The sequence below is a fragment of the Devosia sp. J2-20 genome (assembly GCF_055808475.1).
This window is the reverse complement of sequence record NZ_CM147870.1, coordinates 797,076-818,073: the sequence shown is the minus strand read 5'-3', so window position 1 is coordinate 818,073 and position 20,998 is coordinate 797,076. Positions and strand designations below refer to the sequence as shown.

Annotated in this window: 21 protein-coding genes; 10 read left to right on the top strand and 11 right to left on the bottom strand. The window is 59.9% G+C overall.

The window, feature by feature from the left end; genetic code table 11:
• Positions 1–39 precede the first annotated feature (39 nt).
• Positions 40–960, bottom strand: a complete 921-nt coding sequence (ypfJ, locus tag AC0L37_RS03975; protein WP_282221946.1) for a KPN_02809 family neutral zinc metallopeptidase — start codon at positions 958–960, stop codon at positions 40–42.
• A gap of 346 nt (positions 961–1,306) precedes the next feature.
• Here ypfJ and AC0L37_RS03970 point away from each other — a divergent pair, with 346 nt between their 5' ends.
• A complete protein-coding gene (locus AC0L37_RS03970; RefSeq protein WP_282221947.1) occupies positions 1,307–3,283 on the top strand; it encodes a bifunctional 2',3'-cyclic-nucleotide 2'-phosphodiesterase/3'-nucleotidase in 1,977 nt (658 codons plus the stop codon).
• 69 nt (positions 3,284–3,352) lie between these two features.
• Positions 3,353–4,339, top strand: coding sequence for a ribonuclease T2 family protein (locus AC0L37_RS03965; RefSeq protein WP_282221948.1), 987 nt, complete (start codon positions 3,353–3,355; stop codon positions 4,337–4,339).
• Here AC0L37_RS03965 and AC0L37_RS03960 read toward each other — a convergent pair.
• Entirely contained in the window at positions 4,336–4,785 is a 450-nt protein-coding gene (locus AC0L37_RS03960) for a MarR family winged helix-turn-helix transcriptional regulator (protein WP_212657142.1), read from the bottom strand. The two genes, AC0L37_RS03965 and AC0L37_RS03960, sit on opposite strands and share 4 nt — an antisense overlap.
• A 112-nt stretch (positions 4,786–4,897) precedes the next feature.
• On the opposite strand from AC0L37_RS03960, the gene AC0L37_RS03955 reads away from it, so the two are divergent.
• Entirely contained in the window at positions 4,898–5,326 is a 429-nt protein-coding gene (locus tag AC0L37_RS03955) for an organic hydroperoxide resistance protein (protein WP_282221949.1), read from the top strand.
• 322 nt (positions 5,327–5,648) lie between these two features.
• Here AC0L37_RS03955 and AC0L37_RS03950 read toward each other — a convergent pair whose 3' ends face one another.
• The gene (locus AC0L37_RS03950) at positions 5,649–5,840 is read right to left on the bottom strand and encodes a hypothetical protein (RefSeq protein WP_249327559.1); all 192 of its coding nucleotides are present in this window, start codon (positions 5,838–5,840) and stop codon (positions 5,649–5,651) included.
• 161 nt (positions 5,841–6,001) lie between these two features.
• On the opposite strand from AC0L37_RS03950, the gene AC0L37_RS03945 reads away from it, so the two are divergent.
• From AC0L37_RS03945 to AC0L37_RS03935, 3 genes are read left to right on the top strand one after another with little or no spacing between them, the layout of a single operon-like run.
• Positions 6,002–6,745: an ABC transporter ATP-binding protein gene (locus AC0L37_RS03945; protein ID WP_282221950.1), complete on the top strand. Its 744-nt coding sequence runs from the start codon at positions 6,002–6,004 to the stop codon at positions 6,743–6,745.
• Positions 6,742–8,274 carry a permease gene (locus tag AC0L37_RS03940; RefSeq protein WP_282221951.1) on the top strand — a complete coding sequence of 511 codons (1,533 nt, stop codon included), beginning with the start codon at positions 6,742–6,744 and terminating at the stop codon, positions 8,272–8,274. The genes AC0L37_RS03945 and AC0L37_RS03940 overlap by 4 nt, the downstream gene beginning before the upstream one ends.
• A 20-nt stretch (positions 8,275–8,294) precedes the next feature.
• Positions 8,295–8,762, top strand: coding sequence for a GNAT family N-acetyltransferase (locus AC0L37_RS03935; protein WP_282221952.1), 468 nt, complete (start codon positions 8,295–8,297; stop codon positions 8,760–8,762).
• Here AC0L37_RS03935 and AC0L37_RS03930 read toward each other — a convergent pair.
• Entirely contained in the window at positions 8,759–8,932 is a 174-nt protein-coding gene (locus tag AC0L37_RS03930; protein ID WP_212657139.1) for a DUF1328 family protein, read from the bottom strand. The genes AC0L37_RS03935 and AC0L37_RS03930 overlap by 4 nt on opposite strands.
• Positions 8,933–9,029: 97 nt before the next feature.
• On the opposite strand from AC0L37_RS03930, the gene clpS reads away from it, so the two are divergent.
• Positions 9,030–9,335, top strand: coding sequence for an ATP-dependent Clp protease adapter ClpS (clpS, locus tag AC0L37_RS03925; protein ID WP_282221953.1), 306 nt, complete (start codon positions 9,030–9,032; stop codon positions 9,333–9,335).
• A 6-nt stretch (positions 9,336–9,341) separates the two neighbouring features.
• On the opposite strand, the gene AC0L37_RS03920 is transcribed toward clpS, so the two are convergent.
• From AC0L37_RS03920 to AC0L37_RS03910, 3 genes are all read right to left on the bottom strand, one after another.
• Positions 9,342–10,262, bottom strand: a complete 921-nt coding sequence (locus tag AC0L37_RS03920) for a flagellar motor protein MotB (RefSeq protein ID WP_282221954.1) — start codon at positions 10,260–10,262, stop codon at positions 9,342–9,344.
• A 21-nt stretch (positions 10,263–10,283) separates the two neighbouring features.
• Positions 10,284–11,147 (bottom strand): flagellar motor stator protein MotA, encoded by an 864-nt coding sequence (motA, locus tag AC0L37_RS03915; protein WP_212657136.1) that lies wholly within the window; start codon positions 11,145–11,147, stop codon positions 10,284–10,286.
• Between the two features lie 313 nt (positions 11,148–11,460).
• A complete protein-coding gene (locus tag AC0L37_RS03910) occupies positions 11,461–12,084 on the bottom strand; it encodes a class I SAM-dependent methyltransferase (protein WP_282221955.1) in 624 nt (207 codons plus the stop codon).
• A gap of 98 nt (positions 12,085–12,182) precedes the next feature.
• Here AC0L37_RS03910 and AC0L37_RS03905 point away from each other — a divergent pair, with 98 nt between their 5' ends.
• Complete coding sequence (locus AC0L37_RS03905) at positions 12,183–13,067, top strand: LysR family transcriptional regulator (protein ID WP_282221956.1); 885 nt, start codon at positions 12,183–12,185, stop codon at positions 13,065–13,067.
• Positions 13,068–13,324: 257 nt separating this feature from the next.
• Positions 13,325–16,636 carry a carbamoyl-phosphate synthase large subunit gene (gene carB / locus AC0L37_RS03900; protein WP_269370968.1) on the top strand — a complete coding sequence of 1,104 codons (3,312 nt, stop codon included), beginning with the start codon at positions 13,325–13,327 and terminating at the stop codon, positions 16,634–16,636.
• Positions 16,637–16,684: 48 nt separating this feature from the next.
• Here the strand turns inward: carB and ltaE are convergent, their stop codons facing one another.
• Together ltaE and AC0L37_RS03890 are read right to left on the bottom strand one after the other, a co-directional pair.
• Entirely contained in the window at positions 16,685–17,728 is a 1,044-nt protein-coding gene (ltaE, locus tag AC0L37_RS03895; RefSeq protein WP_282221957.1) for a low-specificity L-threonine aldolase, read from the bottom strand.
• Positions 17,729–17,788: 60 nt separating this feature from the next.
• On the bottom strand, positions 17,789–18,769 hold the full coding sequence (locus AC0L37_RS03890; protein ID WP_282221958.1) for a class I SAM-dependent DNA methyltransferase: 981 nt from the start codon (positions 18,767–18,769) through the stop codon (positions 17,789–17,791).
• A 527-nt stretch (positions 18,770–19,296) separates the two neighbouring features.
• On the opposite strand from AC0L37_RS03890, the gene AC0L37_RS03885 reads away from it, so the two are divergent.
• A complete protein-coding gene (locus tag AC0L37_RS03885; protein WP_193335005.1) occupies positions 19,297–19,506 on the top strand; it encodes a cold-shock protein in 210 nt (69 codons plus the stop codon).
• Positions 19,507–19,585: 79 nt separating this feature from the next.
• Here the strand turns inward: AC0L37_RS03885 and proC are convergent, their stop codons facing one another.
• A complete protein-coding gene (gene proC / locus AC0L37_RS03880; RefSeq protein WP_282221959.1) occupies positions 19,586–20,410 on the bottom strand; it encodes a pyrroline-5-carboxylate reductase in 825 nt (274 codons plus the stop codon).
• Entirely contained in the window at positions 20,407–20,907 is a 501-nt protein-coding gene (locus tag AC0L37_RS03875) for a type III secretion system chaperone family protein (protein ID WP_212657130.1), read from the bottom strand. Before AC0L37_RS03875 ends, proC begins: the two co-directional genes overlap by 4 nt.
• Positions 20,908–20,998 lie beyond the last annotated feature (91 nt).

Below are 20,998 nucleotides of genomic sequence, written 5' to 3'. Positions count from 1 at the left end.
AGGTATTCCCAGCACTGTTCCGCCCGTCAGTTCGTATCGTTACACATTGCCCGAGAACGTATCACAATCTCCGGGATTGCCAGAACGATAGCCGCGCTCAAACCAAGTTTTTCGCTGCGCCGAAGTACCGTGATTGAACGTTTTGGGCACCGCATAGCCCTGCATGCGCTTTTGCAGCGTATCATCGCCAATCTGGTTAGCCGCGTTCAGCGCCTCTTCAATATCGCCATTGTCCAGCAGGTCTTCCTGGCCGGCGTAATTGGCCCAAACGCCCGCATAGCAATCCGCCTGCAGCTCGACCCGCACCGAATAGGCATTGGCTTCTTCCTGGCTCAGGCTGGCGCGGCGACGGTTGAACTCGGGCAGCACGCCCGTAATGTTCTGAATGTGGTGCCCCACTTCATGGGCCAGCACATAGGCCTGGGCAAAATCCCCCGGCGCTCCGAACTGGTCACGCAACTGGTCGTAAAAGCTCAGATCGATGTAAACTTTCTGATCGCCGGGGCAGTAAAATGGCCCGGTCCGCGAATCGGCCGCGCCGCAGGCGGTGTTCACCTGATCGGTAAAAAGCACCACGGTCGGCTCCGGGTAATCCTGATTTTGTGCAGCGAAAACCTCGCCCCACAAGTCTTCGGTTTCCTTGACCACGACGCCGACAAAGTCGCGCATTTCAGAAGGTTCGCCGCTCGCGGGTGCCTGAGCCGATGAACTGGACGAAGTGCTGGCGTTCCCCATCAACATGTCGACAGGGTTCTGCCCCGTCACCAGCCAGATGATACCCAACACGGCAATAATGCCGATCAGGCTGCCCATGCCGCCGCGACCACCCCGACCGCCACCGGTGGGCATACGGAACCCACCCCCACTGCTTCGTCCAAACGGGCTGCCGCCAAATCCGCCGCCACCCTGGCCGCGACGGTCATCAATATTGGAGCTCTGCTGCCGGCCGCGCCATTTCATGGTGGTCTCATCTCCCGTTGAGCATTCTTCCTAGCAACAAGGGGCCGCAATGCAAACAGTTCCACCTCCCCGCGAATTGCGCGTCCAATGCCGATCGCCCTCCCATGCCATCAGGGGTGGCTAAGCGGGCCGCACAACCCCGACGCCTGGCCGCTGTCACAAATTGACCGGGTGATCAAAAATCCATACCGTCACCCTCCAGCCGTCATTCAAGCGTCACCTCAGGGCGGCATGAGCATGCTCGCTCCTTCGGGAGCGCCACGCGCCGGACATTGCTCCGGTTTTCGGGAGCGCTACGCCCCCGAAATGTCCAGTTCATCACGTGAACGCTTCAGGGAGACGATCAATGAATTTCTTGCCCAAGATTTCGCGGCGCACATTCCTCGCTGGTTCGGCGAGCGTAGGAGCCCTCGCCGCCATGCACCCCTTCGCCGCCATGGCCCAGGCCAATCAGGCCCATTTGCGCATTCTTGAAACCACCGACCTGCACGTCGCGGTATTCGCCTATGACTATTATGCGGACGCCCCCAACAACACGATGGGCCTGGCCCGCACCGCATCGATCATCGAGTCGATCCGTGCTGAGGCTGGCAACTCCATGCTCATCGACAATGGTGACATCATCCAGGGCAACCCGATGGGCGATTACATGGCCTATGAAAAGGGCCTCGACGGCAATGTGCACCCCGTCATCGCCGCCATGAACACGCTAGGTTATGAAGCCGCAACGCTCGGCAATCACGAGTTCAACTACGGTCTGGAATATCTCGACAAGGCCCTCCAAGGCGCGCAGTTCCCCTTCGTTTCAGCCAATCTCGTGCGCGGCGAGCTGGCCGCAGACCCGCTCAGCGACGATACCTACATCAAGCCCTATATGATCGTGGATAAAGAGCTGACCGACGGCTCTGGTGCCACCAAGACCATCAAGGTTGGCCTGATCGGCTTCCTGCCGCCCCAGATCATGACATGGGACGCCACCCATCTCAGCGGCAAGGTCAATACGCGCGACATCATTGAGACGGCTCAGGCCTACATCCCCAAAATGCGCGAAGAGGGTGCCGACATCATCGTCGCCCTGTCACATTCCGGTATTGATGCCGATCAGGGCCCCGGCGCCGAGAACGCCTCGCTGCAGCTGGCCGCCGTTGATGGCATCGACGTTGTGCTGACCGGCCATCATCATCGCGTCTTTCCCGGCCCCGATTATGAGGGCCTTGAAGGCGCCGACACCGAAGCGGGCACGCTCAATGGCAAGCCTGCCGTCATGGCCGGCTTCTGGGGCAGCCATATGGGTCTGATCGATCTGCTGCTTGAGCAGGATGCCGACGGCAAATGGGTCATTGTCTCGCACACCTCCGAGGCGCGTCCAATTTCCGAGCGGATCGATGGCAAGGTCAATCCACTGGTCGAGGACGATGCCGAGGTCGTGGCCGCCGCGGAAGCCGAGCACACCGAAACCCTCGACTATATCCGCCGCGCCGTCGGAGAAACCGCCGCCCCGCTCTTCTCCTACTTCGCGCTGGTTGCCGATGATCCGTCGGTGCAGATCGTCAGCCAGGCGCAGACCTGGTACATCACCCAGATGATGAAGGGCACCGAGTGGGAAGGGCTGCCCATCCTCTCGGCCGCAGCCCCCTTCAAGGCTGGTGGTCGTGGTGGTCCGGACTACTACACCGACGTTCCGGTCGGTCCGGTGGCCATCAAGAATGTGGCCGATCTCTACCTGTACCCCAACACCATTCAGGCCGTGGTCATTACCGGTGCTGACGTCAAGAACTGGCTGGAGCGTTCGGCCGGCATCTTCAATCAGATCGAGCCCGGCGCGGTTGATGCCGAGCTGATCAACAACGACTTCCCGTCCTACAATTTCGATGTGATCGACGGCGTCACCTACAAGATCGATCTGAGCCAACCATCGCGCTTTTCGCCGGATGGGAAGGAAGAGCCCAATCCCGACGCCAGCCGCATTGTCGACCTGATGTTTGATGGAAAGCCCATCGATCCGGCCGCCAAGTTTGTCGTCGCGACCAATAATTATCGCGCCGGTGGCGGCGGCACATTCCCCGGCATCGGCCAAGATGTGATTGTCTTCAAGGGCCCAGACACCAATCGTGACATCATCGTCCGCTACATCGTCGAAAAAGGCACAATCAATCCAAAGGCCGACAGCAATTGGTCGCTCGCCCCGATGGACGGCACCACGGTGCTGTTTGCTACCGGACCCAAGGCGGCCGATCTGGTTGACGACGTCAGCGCCATCAAGATTGAGGCCACGGGCGAAACCAACCAGGACGGCTTCGGGCTGTACCGCATCACCCTTTAGGGCCTGACGCATGGCAATTTGGTGAGGGGGCCGCTATGGCTCCCTCATTGCTTTTGACGGAGACAACATATGGCCCGCTTGCTGCTGTTGGTATTGCTGACGCTGTTGGTGACACCTGCACGCGCCGAAGTGCCCCTGACCGGCACCTTCACTGCCAGCCAGGCCTGCCCCGCGCTGCAGTCGATCCGCAAACAGACCAATCCGGGCAATATCCTCACCCACCCCGGCAACGCCTACGAACTACTCGCCGCCAATGCAGACCGCGCCACGCATTACTGGATCATCGTGCCCGACGCGCAGCCCAAGCAGCGCTGGGTCGCGATCGAGTGTGGCAGTCGCTCAGGCGCTGCGGGCAGTCAGGCAACCGGGCACACCGCTGGCACCACCGCCCCGGCCTATCGCGGTACGCAATATGTGCTGGCCATCAACTGGCAACCTGCCTTCTGCGAAATCAGTTCGGGCAAACCCGAATGCGGGAGCCAGACCACAGACAGTTTTGAAGCAACTCACTTCACCCTGCACGGTCTGTGGCCCCAGCCGCGCAACAACGAGTACTGTGATGTCTCGCACGACGATCAATGGGCCAGCCAGAACGGCCGCTGGCGCGACCTCCCCGCCATCCCCCTGAGCGATGGACTTCGCCGCGATCTCGACACGGCAATGCCCGGCACCATGTCCGCGCTGGACCGCCACGAATGGACCAAGCACGGCACCTGCTATGGCACCTCGCAGGAAGAATACTTCGCCGACTCCCTCGATCTGCTCCTGGCCATCAACACTTCTGCGGTTGCCGAGCTTTTCGCGGCCAATATCGGCAAGAAGGTCACCTTGCGCCAGATCCGCACCGCTTTCGATCAGGCCTTTGGTCCCGGCTCTGGCGAGCGTGTCAGCATGGACTGCGCAGCTGACGGCAACCGCACCATCATCACCGAACTTACCATTGCTCTGACAGGCACGATCAATGGGCCCGATGACCTGTCAGCCCTGCTCGCGGCCGCGAGCCCCGCATCTGGCGGCTGCTCCTCCGGCATGGTCGACCCCGTCGGCCTGCGCTAGACGCCCAGATCACCGTCAAGACGTTCCCGCAAGCGATGCAGTCCGTCGCGGAGCGTATCAATGGCCTCGCGCTCGCCATCCAGCGCCGCCCCGACTGCCAGCGGAATGGCCAGAGCCTTCTCGCGCAGTGCCCGGCCTTCGGTGGTCAGAAACACACGCACCTGCCGCTCGTCGTTCTCATCGCGCTCTCGCCGCACCAAGCCACGCCCCTCAAGGCGTTTGACCAGTGGCGTGATCGTCCCTGAATCCAGGAACAACTTATCCCCGAGCCCTTTGACCGTGAGACCATCCGCTTCCCAGAGTACCAGGAACACCAGATATTGCGGATAGGTCAGCCCTAGCCCATCCAGCCGCGGTTTGTAAAAACGCGTAAATGCATGCCCTGCCGCGTAAACGGCAAAGCACAGCATGGAATCGAGTTTGAGGGGGTCTTGCTGAAGCGCCATGGGGATCACCGGTTGAACACAGTTTCAAACTAGCACGAATTTATCTATTGCGCACAATTAAATTGCACACTATCTAAACGGGACTGATTTCACCTACAAAGGAAGCCATCCCATGATCAAGTCTGCCATCTATACCGCTCACGCCACCTCCACGGGCGGCCGCACGGGCACGAGCAGGACCAATGACGAGCGCCTTTCTGTCACCCTCGACACGCCTAAGGAAATGGGCGGGAATGGCGGACCCGGCACCAATCCGGAGCAGCTCTTTGCCGCAGGTTATTCCGCCTGCTTCCTGGGCGCATTGAAGGCCGTCGCCCGAGGCGAAAAGGTCAAGATCGCCGACGAGACCAGCATCGATGCGGCTGTCGACTTCGGCGAACTGGCTGAAGGTGTGGGTTATGGTATCGCCGTTGAACTCAAGATCACCTTGCCGGGCGTCGAGCACGATGCGGCAGTTGCACTGGTCGAGAAGGCCCATCAGGTTTGCCCCTATTCCAATGCCACACGCGGCAATATCGACGTCAGACTGACCGTCTTCTAAACTTTTGACTAACCATAAATCTACCGCTGTCGGGTCGTCGACCCGGCAGCAGTAACGTCTGATGCTGGCGGTGCGAATAGACTGGAGAAGTCTTCGCGAGGCAGCATGGCGGACGCCAGGAAATTCATCGACCCTCGAGCGCCAAAAGGTGTTGCGCCAATTGAGGACGAAGCCGTGCGCTTCGGTGGCACACTGGCGCAACGGACCGATAGATCCGGCGCTGAAGCAGCCCAACCACCGCGCCAATTCGTTGATCGCCTTGCCTAAAACAAAAGAGCGCCCTCCTCAGAGAGCGCTCTTGATCGCGAGGATGGGCCCGGGCTTACTGCCCGTCTGGTACCACATCGACATTGACGGCTGGCACGTCGACATCGACCGAGCCACTGCCACCATTTCCGTTGAAGAACAGGAAGTACCCGCCCACGATGATCAGCAGGGCAAGGACGATAGCGATGATCGCCCCACCACCGCCGCCACGGTTCACAACCACTGTCTCTCGTTCAACCGGTGCCATGAGCAAATCTCCATTTTTGATTGCCATAACAACGGCTGGTGCCCCCATGCGGTTCCGCCGCACCGCTGACCTGTACAAAACTTCGCGTTTTGGCTTTTGGGATTCACCACGGTGAAAGGGCTTTGGGACTAGGCTCGGGCCAACCCAGCCGGATACCCTTGATGACCGCCCCTGCCCTTGCCATCACCAGCCTGACCAAGAGCTTTGACCGCCCCGTCGTCAATGCACTGGACCTGACCGTCCGCGCCGGGGAGTTCTACGCCCTGCTCGGACCCAATGGGGCCGGCAAGACCACTATTCTGCGCATGGTTGCGGGGCTGCTGCAGCCCGATGCTGGCGAAATCGAGATCTTTGGTATCAACACCCTGCAGGATCCGATTGCCGCCAAACGCATCGTCGCATGGGTGTCCGACGAGCCCATGGTCTATGACCGGCTCACCCCGCTGGAATACCTCGAATTCGTCGCCGGCCTCTGGCAGATCGACGCTACTACAGCCCGCACCAAGGCCGATGAGCTGATCGATTGGCTCGGCTTGCGCCCTCATGCGAACGAGCTGTGCGGCGGCTTCTCCAAAGGCATGATGCAAAAGGTCGCCCTGGCCGGAGCGCTGGTGCACGACCCCAAGCTGATAATTCTGGACGAACCGCTGACTGGTCTCGACGCCGGCTCGGCCCGTCAGGTCAAGGACGTGCTGCTCGGCAAGGTTCGCGACGGCATTACCGTCATCATGACCACCCACATCCTTGAAGTCGCCGAACGCATGGCCGAACGCATCGGCGTCATCACCAATGGCAAACTGATCGCTGAAGGAACACTGGCCGAACTGCGCACCCGCATTGGTCGTGAGTCCAGTCTCGAAGATATCTTTCTCGACTTGGTCGCCCAAGGTAGCGCCGCCGCATGACCATGGCGCCCGCTTCCCTGCCATGGTTTGCCCGCCACGAGCTCACTCTTGCATGGCGCGAGTGGCACGCCATGATGACCGGCGGACGCCGCGCCCGCGGCATCGGTCTTGCCATTTTTCTAGTTATCGTCATGCTCCTGCTGCATCTGCTGGCCTTCGGCCTGGTCGCGCCTTGGGTGAAAACCGGCATTGTGCTCGACAAGAGCACGCTAGTCCTGGTCACGGGAACTGGGCTGCTGTTCTGGACGGTGATGCTCTCCCAAGCGTTGGAATCGATCACTCGCGTCTATTACGCGCGATCGGATCTGGATCTGATCCTCTCCTCGCCCGCCTCTTCCCAACGCCTCTTCACCATACGCACCGCTGCGGTCGCGCTGACAACCATGGCGCTGACCGGCATGCTCGCCAGCCCGTTGATCAACATGCTGGCCATTCTCGACGGCGCTCATTGGCTGGCCGCCTATGCGGTCGTCGCGGCTCTGGGTGCTTTGGCAACGGCGATCTCGCTGGCGATAACCATGGCATTGTTCCAGTTTGTTGGCCCCAAGCGGACCCGCCTGATTGCCCAGATCGTGGCCGCTGTCGTTGGCGCAGGCTTTGTCATCGGCGTCCAGGCAGCCGCCATTATTTATTATGGCAACATGTCCCGCTTTACCCTGCTGCAGTCCGCAGAACTCATTGCAGCAGCGCCCGCAGCCGACAGTCCATTCTGGCTGCCTGCGCATGCCTTGCTTGGCGATCCGCTTTCGCTGACCACCTTGCTCGCTGTTGGTGTTGGTGCGCTCATCATGATGATCGTCCTGACGGCCTCGAGCTATGGCCATCACGCCATTTCGGCAGCGGGTCTCAGCCACATACGGAGCCAGCGCCGACCATCGCGCCGTAGCTTCAAGCCTGCCACCACGCGTCAGACCCTGCGTCGCAAGGAATGGCGCCTGTTGCAGCGCGACCCTTGGTTGATGTCGCAGACGCTGATGCAGATCCTCTATCTGGTGCCGCCGGCGCTACTGCTCTGGATGAATTTTGGCAACAGCGCCGGTGCATTCGTCGTGGTTGTCCCGGTACTGGTCATGGCCTCAGGCCAACTCGCCGGAGGTCTGGCCTGGCTCGCAATATCGGGAGAGGACGCTCACGATCTGGTTGTCACGGCGCCCGTGACACCAGGCACCGTGCTGATCGCAAAGATTGAGGCGGTACTGATCGTCATCGCACTGGTGCTGGCCCCGCTTTTGTTGTTGCTAGCCTTCGCCTCGCCCCGCATGGCTCTGATTGCGGCAATATGCGCCATGTTGTCGGCCGGTTCTGCCACCGCCATCCAGCTTTGGTTTCGCGTGGTCGCCAAGCGGTCAATGTTTCGCAGGCGACAGGTCGCGTCGCGGGCAGCCACGCTTAGCGAGGCGTTTGCTTCCATCATGTGGGCCGCCACTGGCGCTCTGCTGGCTGCCGGCTCCTGGCTTGCTCTCGGCCCTGCTTTCATCGCAGTTTTGGTACTCTGTCTGGCGAAACTGATCAGCCCAAAACGGCGCTGATCTTACCAACTGGGATGCCCATGAGCACGTTACAGCTTCGCGACGCCACGCCCGACGATATTCCAGTGATGCTGACGCTCAGCCACGCTGGTGACGCGCGCGGCCCCAACACACCGCCTTTGCACCCTACCACTTTCAGCGACCCGCGCTATCGATCCGCATTCGACGAAATCACCGCAGACCCCAGTCATCGGCTGATCGTGGCTGAAATTGATGGTGAGACCATCGGTACGCTGCAGATCAGCTACATCCCCGGCTTGCCCAATTTGGGCATGAAGCGCGGAATGCTGGAAAACGTACACGTCCGTGCCGACCACAGGGGCAGCGGATATGGCAAGGCCATGGTGGAGTGGGCAATTGCCCAATGCCGCCAAGCTGGCTGCGGCAGCGTCCAGCTTACCTCAAACAAGGTCCGGTCGGACGCCCACCGCTTCTACGCCAGATTGGGCTTTGTGGCGACGCATGAAGGCTTCAAGCTAAAGCTCTAGCTGAGCGCTGCGAGCCCCAGAAAGGCCATTGCCAGCACAATGACGATACCGACAAGCATGATGCCAAAGACGATCTTGGCCAGAAAAGCTGCACCCGCTGCCAGGCCGGAAAACCCGAGCAGGCCCGACACTGCGGCGATGATGATGAGCAAGATGAGAAGTTTGAGCATGAACATGCCTCCTTTTGACGCTACATGCACAACGGCCCATCATGGCCTCGCGTTCCACAACCGATACGCAGGACCGGCGCCACCTCGAGGAGAGCACATGGCTGAGACTGGTACCAAGCCTCGCACCAAAAGCGTTCCCAAGACCGCAGAGCCGCCTTTGCACAAGGTCATTTTGGTCAATGACGATTTCACACCACGCGAGTTTGTGGTGCGCCTGCTCAAGGCTGAATTCCGTGTGCCCGAAGCCCAGGCGGCCGTCATTATGCTGACCGCACATACCAAGGGGGCGTGCGTAGTGGCAGTGTTCACAAAAGAGATCGCCGAAGAGAAGGCCAACCGGGCAACCGAACTCGCCCGCAGTCAGGGCTTCCCCCTGCTGTTCACCACCGAACCTGAAGAATAGTGGCGCCTAAAAGCCCATATTGCTGGGCACTGGCGGCGGTTCGTTGAGCACGGTTATCTTGATGCGCTCATTGGCAGCCTGATAAGGGTCATTGGGGAAAAACGGGTCTGCTGTCGACTTGCCAGTGACTGCGTTGATGCGATCATCAGACAGGCCGAACTCACCCAGCAATGCCCGCACCACATTGGCCCGGTCACTCGATAGCTCCCACGCGCTGTATCGGGGATTACTATAGGTCCCACCGGCGGCGGTGTGGCCCGAAATGGTGATCTGGTTAGACAGTTTCTGCAGGATGGGACCGAGTGCAGCAATGGCCTGCCGCGCCTCCTCGGTCGGATATTTCGAGCCCTCGGGGAACATTGGACGACCGGACTGATCTACGATCTGGATGTTCAAGCCTTCTTCGTCAATTTCGAGCAGCAGATTGTCCTGAACATTGGTGATATCAGGCAGCTCCTGCCAGGCCTGCCGAATACTGGCAGCGGCACTGTGGAACTCACGTTCATTCTCGGCCTTGAGCTCGGCATTGGCCTTGCCATCCAGAGCTGCTTCATCGCCCTGAACGCCATCGCGCCCACCATTATCCGAGCTGGGCGCGCCATGGCTTTGTGCTTCCGGCGCGATGGTCACATCACGCATGCCCTCAATGGCCGAACCGGCCATCTTGGCACCGCTGGTATCCAGTGCCGTGCCACCCATCATGCCGCCCGACCCGCTGGTCGACAGCGACACATTGGCCGGTGCGAAATAGTCAGCCAGGCCCTCTTTTTGCTCGGGCGTGGTCATGCTGATCAGCCAGAGCAACAGGAAGAAGGCCATCATCGCCGTCACAAAGTCGGCATAGGCAATCTTCCAGGCGCCACCATGGTGACCATGGGCGGCCTTCTTGACCTTCTTGATGATGATGGGCTGATCGTAACCGGCCATGATTCTGGAACGCTCTCAGACTTAGGTTGCCGCAGGCATGTTGGAGACGACTTCGTCGATCTCGGCAAAGCTGGGCCGATCCTCGGACATCAGTGCCTTGCGGGCGAACTCCACAGCCATCACGGGCACCTGCCCGGAAATGTGGGCCAGCATACCGGCCTTCAGCGACAGGAAGTATTTCGATTCAGACTCGTAGATATTCTTCAGCGACTGAGCCATCGGACCAAAAAAACCATAGGCCACGAACACGCCAAAGAACGTACCCACCAGAGCGCCACCAATCATGTGACCCAGCACTTCGGGGGGCTCGGCGATGGAGCCCATGGTCTTGATCACGCCAAGCACAGCGGCCACGATGCCGAGAGCGGGGGTACCGTCGGCCAGTGCCTGAACAGCGCCGATCAATCGGTGCTGTTCCTGATGATGGGTTTCGAGTTCCTCATCCATCAATGCTTCCATCTCGTGCACATTGTTGGAGCCCAGCGTCACCATACGCAGGTAATCGCAGACGAATTCCACTGCGTGATGGTTGCCGGCAAAGGTTGGGAACCGGGCGAACAGCGTTGACTCATGCGGGTTTTCGATATGCGGCTCAAGCGCCAGAATGCCCTTGGCCTGCACCAGCTTGTAGAGCGCGAACTGCATGCCCAGCAGCTCGACATACGCCGCCTTGTTGTACTTGGAGCCTTTGATCAACGTGCCCATGGCGCCCATGGTGCCCTTGATGATCGGGCCGGTATTGCCGATGATGAATGCCCCGATGGCAGCACCAAGAATGATTACGAATTCCCAAGGCTGCCACAGGACTTCAAGATGTCCGCCCAGCGCCGCGTAACCACCGAAAACGCAACCAAAGACAACAATGATACCAATAATGAGGCGCATGCACCGAACTTCCGCTTTGATAATTCATCAATAGCCACTTCAGCCAACGCCGCTGAAATCGCCCGACAAACCCGCGACATCTGTCTTGGAGCCCAAAAGTGACTCCGCCAGTCGCACTATCGGCGCTGTATGCTTAACAGCCGGTGTATTCGTTGCAGATCGCCAAACTGTTATGGTCACTCCCATTTTTCGTTGATGTAGCAGATCCCCGCCCAACCAGAATGGCAGCGGTGTCCATGGCGTTGATTTCGCTATTGCGTAGTCCCGGAACGGGTGCTTGTTCAATCAGACCAAAGGTCGTATCGCGAACTCTCTAGCCAAGCTTGCGCGCCACCAGGAACACCGCTTTGCTCTTGCCGGGCTGGTATTCCTCCTCGATGATGAATCCAGCGCGATGCTGGCTCTCGATCAAGTCGACCTTGGTCATCACATCCAGATGCGGCAGTAGTCCCATCGCCTTGCCGATCGGCCCGACAAACTTGAAGAACGCCATGGTGTCGCCGATACAGACTGTGCTCGACACGAACAGCCCGCCGGGTTTGAGCATGGCAAACACCTTGTTGAGCGCGGCATCCCGATCTTCCAGCAAATGCAGGATGCTCAGCCCCAGCACCATGTCATAGGCCTCGGGGACAACAGGCATTGTATCAATGGCGGCTACCTCGAAGTCGATATTGCTAACGCCCGCAGCGACAGCCTTGTCCTGCGCAATGGCAATCATTGCTTCAGAGAAATCGGTGGCCCTGACATGCTTGACCAATGGTGCGTGCGTTATGGCCGTACTGCCCGTGCCGCAGCCAAACTCCATCAGCACCATCTCTGAATGAAAGTAGCGCTGCGTAGTTTTGAGTTTGTGCTGATAGGCCGCTTCGTCGCCGATGGGCTGACGCGCATAGCGCTCGGCCATTTTGTTCCAGAACCGACTAGGATCACCCATAACCACTCCACTCGCTTTGACGCTGACCATCGGCAAGCTCGCATATTCGCAGAATGCGGTGAATTGCCAAAATTTGCAGCCGGCTTATACATTCATGCATGAACGACCCAATGCCGATGCCGGACTGGAATCATATTCGCGCCTTTTTGACCACGGTTGAACAAGGTTCGCTGTCCGCTGCCGCCCGCACGCTCGGCCTGACCCAGCCGACATTGAGCCGTCAGGTTGCCGCCTTGGAAGCCGATCTGGGGGTACTGCTGTTCGAACGGATCGGCCGATCGCTTTCCCTGACAGGGGCCGGACAGGAACTGCTGGTATCGGTCCAGGCCATGGGGCAGGCAGCGCATGGCCTGTCACTGGCCGCTTCGGGGCAGTCTCAGTCGGTCGATGGCCTTGTGCGCATCGCCGCCATGGACGTAATTGCCACCTATGTGCTGCCCGACGTGTTCAAGCGCTTGCAAAAACTCGCGCCCAAGCTGCAAATCGAAATCGTCGCGTCGAACTCGATCAGCGACCTGATGCGCCGTGAAGCTGATATCGCCATTCGCCATGTCGCGCCCGCCCAGCCCGAACTGATCTCGCACCAATGCCCTGATTTCAGCGCCCATCTATACGCAGCCACGAGCTATCTCGACCGCTATGGGCGTCCCACTGACTTTGCCGATGTGCGAGACGCCCGCTTCATTGGCTTTGCCAATGCGGGGGACCTGCTCCCCGAACTCACCGCGCGCGGCCTGCCGGTGACCAGCGACAATTTTGGCTGGCAAACCAGTAGTGCCGCCATCGCCTGGCAATTGGTGCGTGAGGGTCTGGGTATCGGCCTGATGGGCAAGATGATCGCTGACCGCACGCCTGATGTCGAAATGGTCCTCCCCACCTTCACCCCGATCCCCGCGCCCATCTGGCTCACCACTCATCGCGAACTCCATACCAGCCGCAGGATCCGCCTGGTGTTCGATGTCTTGGTGGAGATGCTGGGGTGAGCATGATGCCGCGCCAGGGCCGGGCATGGCTACGCCGAACCGCTCCGCGCAAGCGCGATAAGCAAACCTTCCCCATTCAATCGCCGCGCCCCCTTCCCTTTCTTGGTCATCTCCATTAGACAGCCCACTTAACCACCCCGTCCAAGCCTTCCCCATGCGTCGCAACGTCAAGTTGTTGTGCCCAAGTGGTGCGGGTGGCCTGAGCCCGGGTGATTCTGCCTCGCCCGGCCCCTGCGTCCTAGAGCCGAGCGAGCACCATGCCAAAACGTACCGACATCAAATCGATCCTCATTATCGGTGCGGGTCCGATCATTATTGGTCAGGCATGTGAGTTCGACTATTCGGGCACTCAGGCGTGCAAGGCGCTCAAGGAAGAGGGCTACCGGATCATTCTGGTGAACTCCAATCCGGCCACGATCATGACCGACCCCGATCTGGCCGACGCCACCTATATGGAACCGATCACCCCCGAAGTGGTCGCCAAGATCATCGAGAAGGAGCGCCCCGACGCGCTGCTGCCCACCATGGGCGGTCAGACCGCACTGAACTGCGCGCTCTCGCTGCGCAAGATGGGCATCCTCGAGAAGTACAATGTCGAGATGATCGGCGCGACTGCCGAGGCCATCGACAAGGCCGAAGACCGCGAACTGTTCCGCGACGCCATGAAGAAGATCGGGCTCGAAACACCTCGCTCCATGCTCGCACACAATACCATCGAGGCCCTTCAGGCCCTCGAAGTGATCGGCCTGCCTTGCATTATTCGCCCCAGCTTTACCTTGGGCGGCACCGGTGGCGGCATCGCCTATAACCGCGAAGAATACCTCAATATCTGCGAGAGCGGCATTGATGCCTCGCCGACCAATGAGGTTCTGGTTGAGGAAAGCGTACTCGGCTGGAAAGAGTACGAAATGGAGGTCGTTCGCGACAAGAACGACAACTGCATCATCATCTGCTCGATCGAGAACATCGATCCCATGGGCGTTCACACCGGTGACTCCATCACTGTCGCGCCCGCCCTGACGCTGACTGACAAGGAATACCAGATCATGCGCGATGCCAGCCTGGCTGTGCTGCGCGAGATCGGCGTCGAGACCGGCGGCTCAAATGTGCAGTTCGGCATCAACCCGGCCGATGGCCGCATGGTGGTGATCGAGATGAACCCGCGCGTGTCGCGCTCCTCGGCTCTGGCGTCCAAAGCCACCGGCTTCCCCATCGCCAAGGTGGCTGCGCGTCTGGCCGTGGGTTACACGCTTGATGAATTGGACAACGACATCACCGGCGGCATGACCCCCGCCTCGTTCGAGCCATCGATCGACTATGTCGTGGTCAAGATCCCGCGTTTTGCCTTCGAAAAATTCCCTGGCGCCGACAACCGCCTGACCACCGCCATGAAGTCGGTGGGCGAGGCCATGGCCATCGGCCGCACCTTCCAGGAGAGCCTGCAAAAGGCGCTGCGCTCGCTTGAAACCGGCCTGACCGGTCTGAACGAAATCGGCATTCCCGGCCTGGGTGAAGGCGAAGACAAGAATGCCATCAAGGCAGCGCTCGGCACGCCGACGCCAGACCGTCTGCTGCATGTCGCCGAAGCCATGCGCCTCGGTATGAGCCTTGAAGACATCCATGACGCCTGCAAGATCGACCCTTGGTTCCTCGAGCAGATGAAGGGCATCGTCGACACCGAGAACAAGGTGCGCGAATTCGGCCTGCCACAGGACACAGAGAACCTGCGCTCGCTCAAGGCCATGGGCTTCTCCGATGCGCGTCTGGCCCAGTTGGCCAACCTCAAGGCCTCCGATGTCCGCAAGCTGCGCCAGTCGCTCTCGGTACGCCCCGTCTATAAACGTATCGACACCTCGGCTGCCGAGTTCGCCTCGCCGACAGCCTATATGTACTCGACCTATGAAGCGCCATTCGCTGGCGCGGTGGCCGATGAATCCCGCCCCACCGACCGCAAGAAAGTGGTTATCCTAGGCGGCGGTCCAAACCGTATCGGTCAGGGCATCGAGTTCGACTATTGCTGCTGCCACGCCGCCTTCGCATTGGCCGATGCGGGCTATGAGACCATCATGGTCAACTGCAATCCCGAGACTGTCTCGACGGACTATGACACTTCGGACCGCCTCTATTTTGAGCCGCTGACGGAAGAAGACGTCATCGAAATCCTCGAAACAGAAAAACAGAACGGCACGCTGCATGGCGTGATCGTTCAGTTCGGCGGTCAGACCCCGCTGAACCTGGCCGAAGCCGTCCAGAAGGCCGGCGTGCCGATCTTGGGCACCCAGCCCGATGCAATCGATCTGGCCGAAGACCGCGACCAGTTCATGAAGCTGCTCAACAAGCTTGAACTGACCCAGCCCAAGAACGGGATTGCCTACAGCCTGGAACAGGCGCGTCTGGTTGCCGAGCGTCTGGGCTACCCGCTGGTGATCCGCCCCAGCTATGTGCTGGGCGGCCGCGCCATGGCCATCGTACACTCGGCCAACGAGTTCGAACGCTATGTGCAGGATACGCTGACGGGTCTGGTGCCTCCGCACATTCTGCAGCGCTACCCCAATGACAAGACCGGCCAGATCAATTCGGTCCTGTCCGACAACCCATTGTTGTTTGATGCCTATCTCTCCGGCGCCACAGAAATCGACGTCGATGCCCTGTGCGATGGCAAGGACGTCTTCGTCGCTGGCATCATGGAGCACATTGAAGAGGCTGGCATTCACTCCGGCGACTCCGCCTGCTCGCTACCACCGCAGCATCTGAGCCCCGAAGTGATGGCCGAACTCAAGCGTCAGACCACCGAACTGGCTTTCGCGCTCAAGGTCGGCGGGCTGATGAATGTGCAGTACGCGCTCAAGGACGGCGTCATCTACCTGCTCGAAGTCAATCCGCGCGCAAGCCGCACCGTGCCTTTCGTCGCCAAGGTTATCGGCCAGCCCATCGCCAAGATTGCCAGCCGCATCATGGCCGGCGAGAGCCTGGCCAGCTTTGGTCTAGTGGAAAAGACCTTCAAGCATATCGCCGTCAAGGAAGCCGTGTTCCCGTTCAATCGCTTCCCCGGCGTCGATACCGTACTCGGCCCTGAAATGAAGTCGACTGGTGAAGTCATCGGCCTCGACACCAGCTTCGCCATGGCCTTCGCCAAGTCGCAAATGGGTGCCGGCTCCAAGGTACCTCTGAGCGGCACGGCCTTCATTTCGGTACGTGATAGCGACAAGGAACTGATCGTCGACATGGCGCGCCATCTCGTTGAAGCCGGCTTCACCATTCTGGCGACCGGCGGCACGCAGCGCTATCTGGTCGACAACAACATTGCCGCCACCAAGATCAACAAGGTGCTCGAGGGCCGTCCGCACATCGTGGACTCCATGAAAAATGGTGGCGTACAGCTGGTGGTCAACACCACTGACGGCATGAAGTCGATCAGCGACAGTCGCGATATCCGTCGGACCGCCCTGTTCGCCAAGATCCCTTATTACACCACAATTGACGGAGCCTTGGCGGCCGTTGAAGGCATCGTGGCCTTCCGGGGCGGCAATCTCACCGTGCGCTCCCTGCAGAGCTACTTCGCCGACTAGAATTCTCAGGGCGTCGCTACACAAGCGACGCCCTGACTCTTTTCCGATCTAGCCGACAAATGCACTGCCCGCTTCAGCATCAAAGAACGCCCCAACCTGGGTAAGCGCGCTCTCGACGGCCTCATCGTCAACATCAAGATGGGTCACCCAGCGCTGATTGCCATAAAGGCCAGTAATGCCGACGCCGTGTCGGCCCAAAAACGCGGTAAAGCGCTGACCAAGCGCAGCATCGGCATCGACAAACACGATATTGGTGTCGGGCATGGTAACTGTCAGTGCGGGATACGCGGCAAGCCCGGCGGCCAGCGTTCGTGCGCGGCGATGGTCCTCGGCCAGTCGGTCGATATTGTGATCGAGCGCATAAAGTCCAGCCGCTGCCAGTATGCCCGACTGCCGCATCCCGCCACCCAGCATCTTGCGGTGCCGTCGTGCGGTATCGATCAGGTCCTGCCGCCCGACCAACACTGAACCCACCGGCGCGCCGAGCCCCTTGGACAGACAGATCGAGACACTGTCGAACGGCGCCGCAAACGCAGCGATATCCATGCCAAGCGCCACACAGGCATTGAACGCCCGCGCGCCATCTAGATGCAGACCCAGGTCGTGGCGTTGGGCAATATCGGCAACCTGCCCCATATAGCTGACCGGCAAGACCTTACCACCAAACGTGTTCTCCAGCGCGATCACCCGCGTTGTGGCGTAGTGATGGTCATCGGCCTTGATCGCCGCCTCGATGGCGTCCAGATTCATCGTGCCGTCGGCCTGATGCTCAATGGGCTGAGGCTGGATCGAGCCCAGCACTGCAGCACCACCTGCTTCATGTCTGTAGCAATGCGCATCCTGCCCGGCGATGAACTCGTCGCCGCGGCCACAATGGCTCATCAATGCCAGCAAATTGGATTGCGTGCCCGAGGGCACGAACAGCGCCGCATCCTTGCCCAGCATCGCTGCCATGCGGAGTTCCAGCTGTTTGACCGTAGGATCATCGCCGAACACGTCATCGCCAACCTCGGCCTCTACCATCGCCTGGCGCATGGCCGCCGATGGTCTGGTCACGGTGTCGGAGCGAAAATCAAAGCGGATCGAAGTCATGGCAGGTTCCAGTTGAGCATACCGCCAGCTTAGCGGCATCCGCCCACCCCTGCCTACCGTCTAGGCTGCGACATCGCCGTCATTACCTGCGCCGTCATTGGCCGCCAATGCCACGACTTCAGGCTTGCGCGCCACGACAAGCATGCCGTTGATCGGTGCACCTCGATCCATGCGCAACACCACTGTCTCGAACCGCAACAATTGCAGTCCTGAAGCTATGACTGCTGTCTGGGTTGCGGCCACGCCATGTGCGTAGCGCAGCGATGGCCGCAGAAACACGGCTTCGTCGCCATCATGGGCTTCCAGGGAGAATGCAACCAGCCCACCCGGCAACAGGGCGGGCACCAGCGCGGCCAGAACCGGCTCAAGTGCCCCGCAATAGATGAAAACGTCTGCCGCAGTCACCAGATCGGACTCGGCCTGGCGCGCACTGAGCGCTGCTACGAGCTCGGCCTTGTCGAGATTGTCGTAGATTTTCTTGCGAGCCGTTTCGGCGATCATGGCCGCCGAAATATCGATGCCTTCAAGATACCCCACCTTGTCACGGAGCTTCTGCCCCATCAGGCCGGTGCCACACCCAAGATCAAGACCGCGCTCAAACCGGGCAATGCCCAGCCGCGCCATCTCCTGGACAACAAGTGCATCAAGCATTTCAGGCACGCGATAGCCCAGCTTGCCAACCAACGACTTCTCGAATTTGGGTGCATACTGATCAAACAACGCCTCGACATAGCTGATCGCCGTCCCTTCGCCAGCCGGCCCGGCGCCATGCACCGCAAGCTTCAGACGGGCGCCAAACTGGCCACTATCGTCGAGCGCCTCCAGATGGCGCCACGCCGATATAGCCTCCGCGGTTCGTCCCAGCCGGTCAAAGTAATCGCCGAGAACATCCCATCCGGCGGCCCAGTTCGGCGCCAGTTCGAGAGCCTGCTGCATAACCTCTGCGGCGGCCGCAAGCTCGCCATCTTCGGCCAGCATGCGTGCATAGCCAGCACGGCGATCGGCGATGGCATCGCCAGAAGAATAAGACGTCTTGGTCAAGACGATGTGATCTCTGAAGGGTTACCGGCCCAAATCGCCCGGCGCGCGGGGATTTGCGCCCATTTCGTCAGAAATGCAAGCGGCCCGATCACCGCAACGCCACCCGCGGCTTTGAGTTCAACGTTCCAGCGTCTCCCTTTTCCGCTATCATCAGGCGTCAGGTTCAGCGCGACGATGCTGGGTCGTGACACGGTGCCAAGGAAAAGCGTCCCGTCAGACCGGATGCCTAACCCATAGCGCACCAGCACCAGATTGCGAAAATTTGGTGCAAATACTTGACGATACGCCGCACCCACCTGACGAGAACAGTGTTCCCGCCGGGCTATTTGTCATACCTATACAGATATTGAACAGACCATATTTTGGCGCTAAGCTCCCGAGCATCGAATATTGCGGCCGACTGATCTGATTACGCGAAGTCTCATTCGCCTCTGCTGACGTCAATTTCCGATACTCGATATCACTAAGGGTCTCGGCCAATAGTGGACGAACCCGCCTACAGCAGACTGCACGAGGGAACGCGCATCATGGCAACTGGCACCGTAAAGTGGTTCAACGGCCAAAAAGGCTATGGCTTCATTCAACCGGACGAAGGCGGGGCGGACGTGTTCGTCCACATCTCGGCTGTGCAACGTTCTGGTTTGAACGGCCTGGATGAAGGCCAGAAGGTGAACTACGAAATCGTCAAGGACAAGCGGACGGGCAAGTCCGCAGCCGACGAGCTGACATCAGCCTGATCACCAGGCGATGAATAGGAAAAAGGGCGCGTCTGCTTGGAGGCGACGCGCCCTTTTTTCATGACTGGTTCAATGCGGTCTAGATGCGGCCCAACTCTTCGGTGCGCTTGCGGGTAGCGCTCACCGTACGGTCCATCAGATCAGTCAGACCAGGCTCGCCCATCAGCACAGCCAGCCCTGCCGCTGTGGCGCCCTTGGGCGAGGTGACATTCTCGCGCAGCACGGTCGGTGAAAGCGTGCCGGCATCCATCAGTGCGGCAGCGCCGATGACGGTGCCTCGTGCTAGTTGCTCGGCGATCTCATCAGGAAGCCCCTGCCGCTTGCCGGCGGCCGCCAGCGCTTCAACCATATGGAAAATATAGGCGGGACCGGAACCCGACACCGCAGTCAGACCATCAAGCTGGGCTTCGTCCTCAAGCCAGACAACCATCCCCGACGCCGACAGCAGCGCGTCCATCGACACGCGATCCTCGGCCGTCACGTCAGACCCGGGAACCACCCCGGTAATGCCCTTGCGCACCTGTACCGGTGTATTGGGCATGGTACGCATGACCCGCTGTGTGCCGGCCTTGCTGGCCAGACGCGCCAGATCGATCCCGGCCGCGATCGACACCACCAGCGTGTGCGGCGCAATCACCGGCGCCAGAGATTCAAGCACCTCATCCATCACCTGCGGCTTGACCCCGACCACCAAGACATTTGGGGTCAGACCGCTCGCTTCGCTATTCAGCGTCAGCCCGTAATCCTCAGCCAGATCCAGCAGCGCCTCGCCGGGCCGCGGGTGCACGATAATCAGATTGTTGGGCGGCAGCCCGGCATCAAGCCACCCACGCGCCAAGGCAACGCCCATCTTGCCGGCACCAACCAGCATGACAGGGCCAATTTTGCTCAGTGCGGCGTTCATGCTTCACCGACCGTTTCAAACATCACATGGCTCAGGGCATCGGCGGCTGTCTTGCCCGCCCAGACCACGAACTGGAATGCCTGATAGTATAGATCGCAGCTATCGGTCGCCGAGCGCAGCAGCGCTTCGCATTGCTGAGGCGACACATCGGCGCCCCCTGTCAGCAGATGCGAATTGCGGAACAGCACCACGCCTTCCTTGTTCCAGATATCGAAATGGCCAATCCACAACTGCTCATTGATCAGCGAAATCAACTGCTTGACCTCAGCGCGACGCCCTTCGGGCACCTTGAGATCGAACGCGCTGGCGATGTGCAGGCTTTCCAGATCCTCCATCCAGTTGAACGAGACATGGTAATCGCTCCACCCGCCTCGCACAGAAATGGAGATCTCGTCGGCATCCTGACGCTCAAAGGTCCAGTCGTTGATCGAGGCGATATGCTCAATGATGTCCACCGGGTGAACATTGCGATCGAGCTCGACTTGGATGAGTGACATTGACGTCTTCCGTCCTGGCAACGCGTAGTAAGAAGGCATGCTGCCCAGTGGGCCGGCAAATATGGGATACTCAGGGAACTGTTTGCACGCA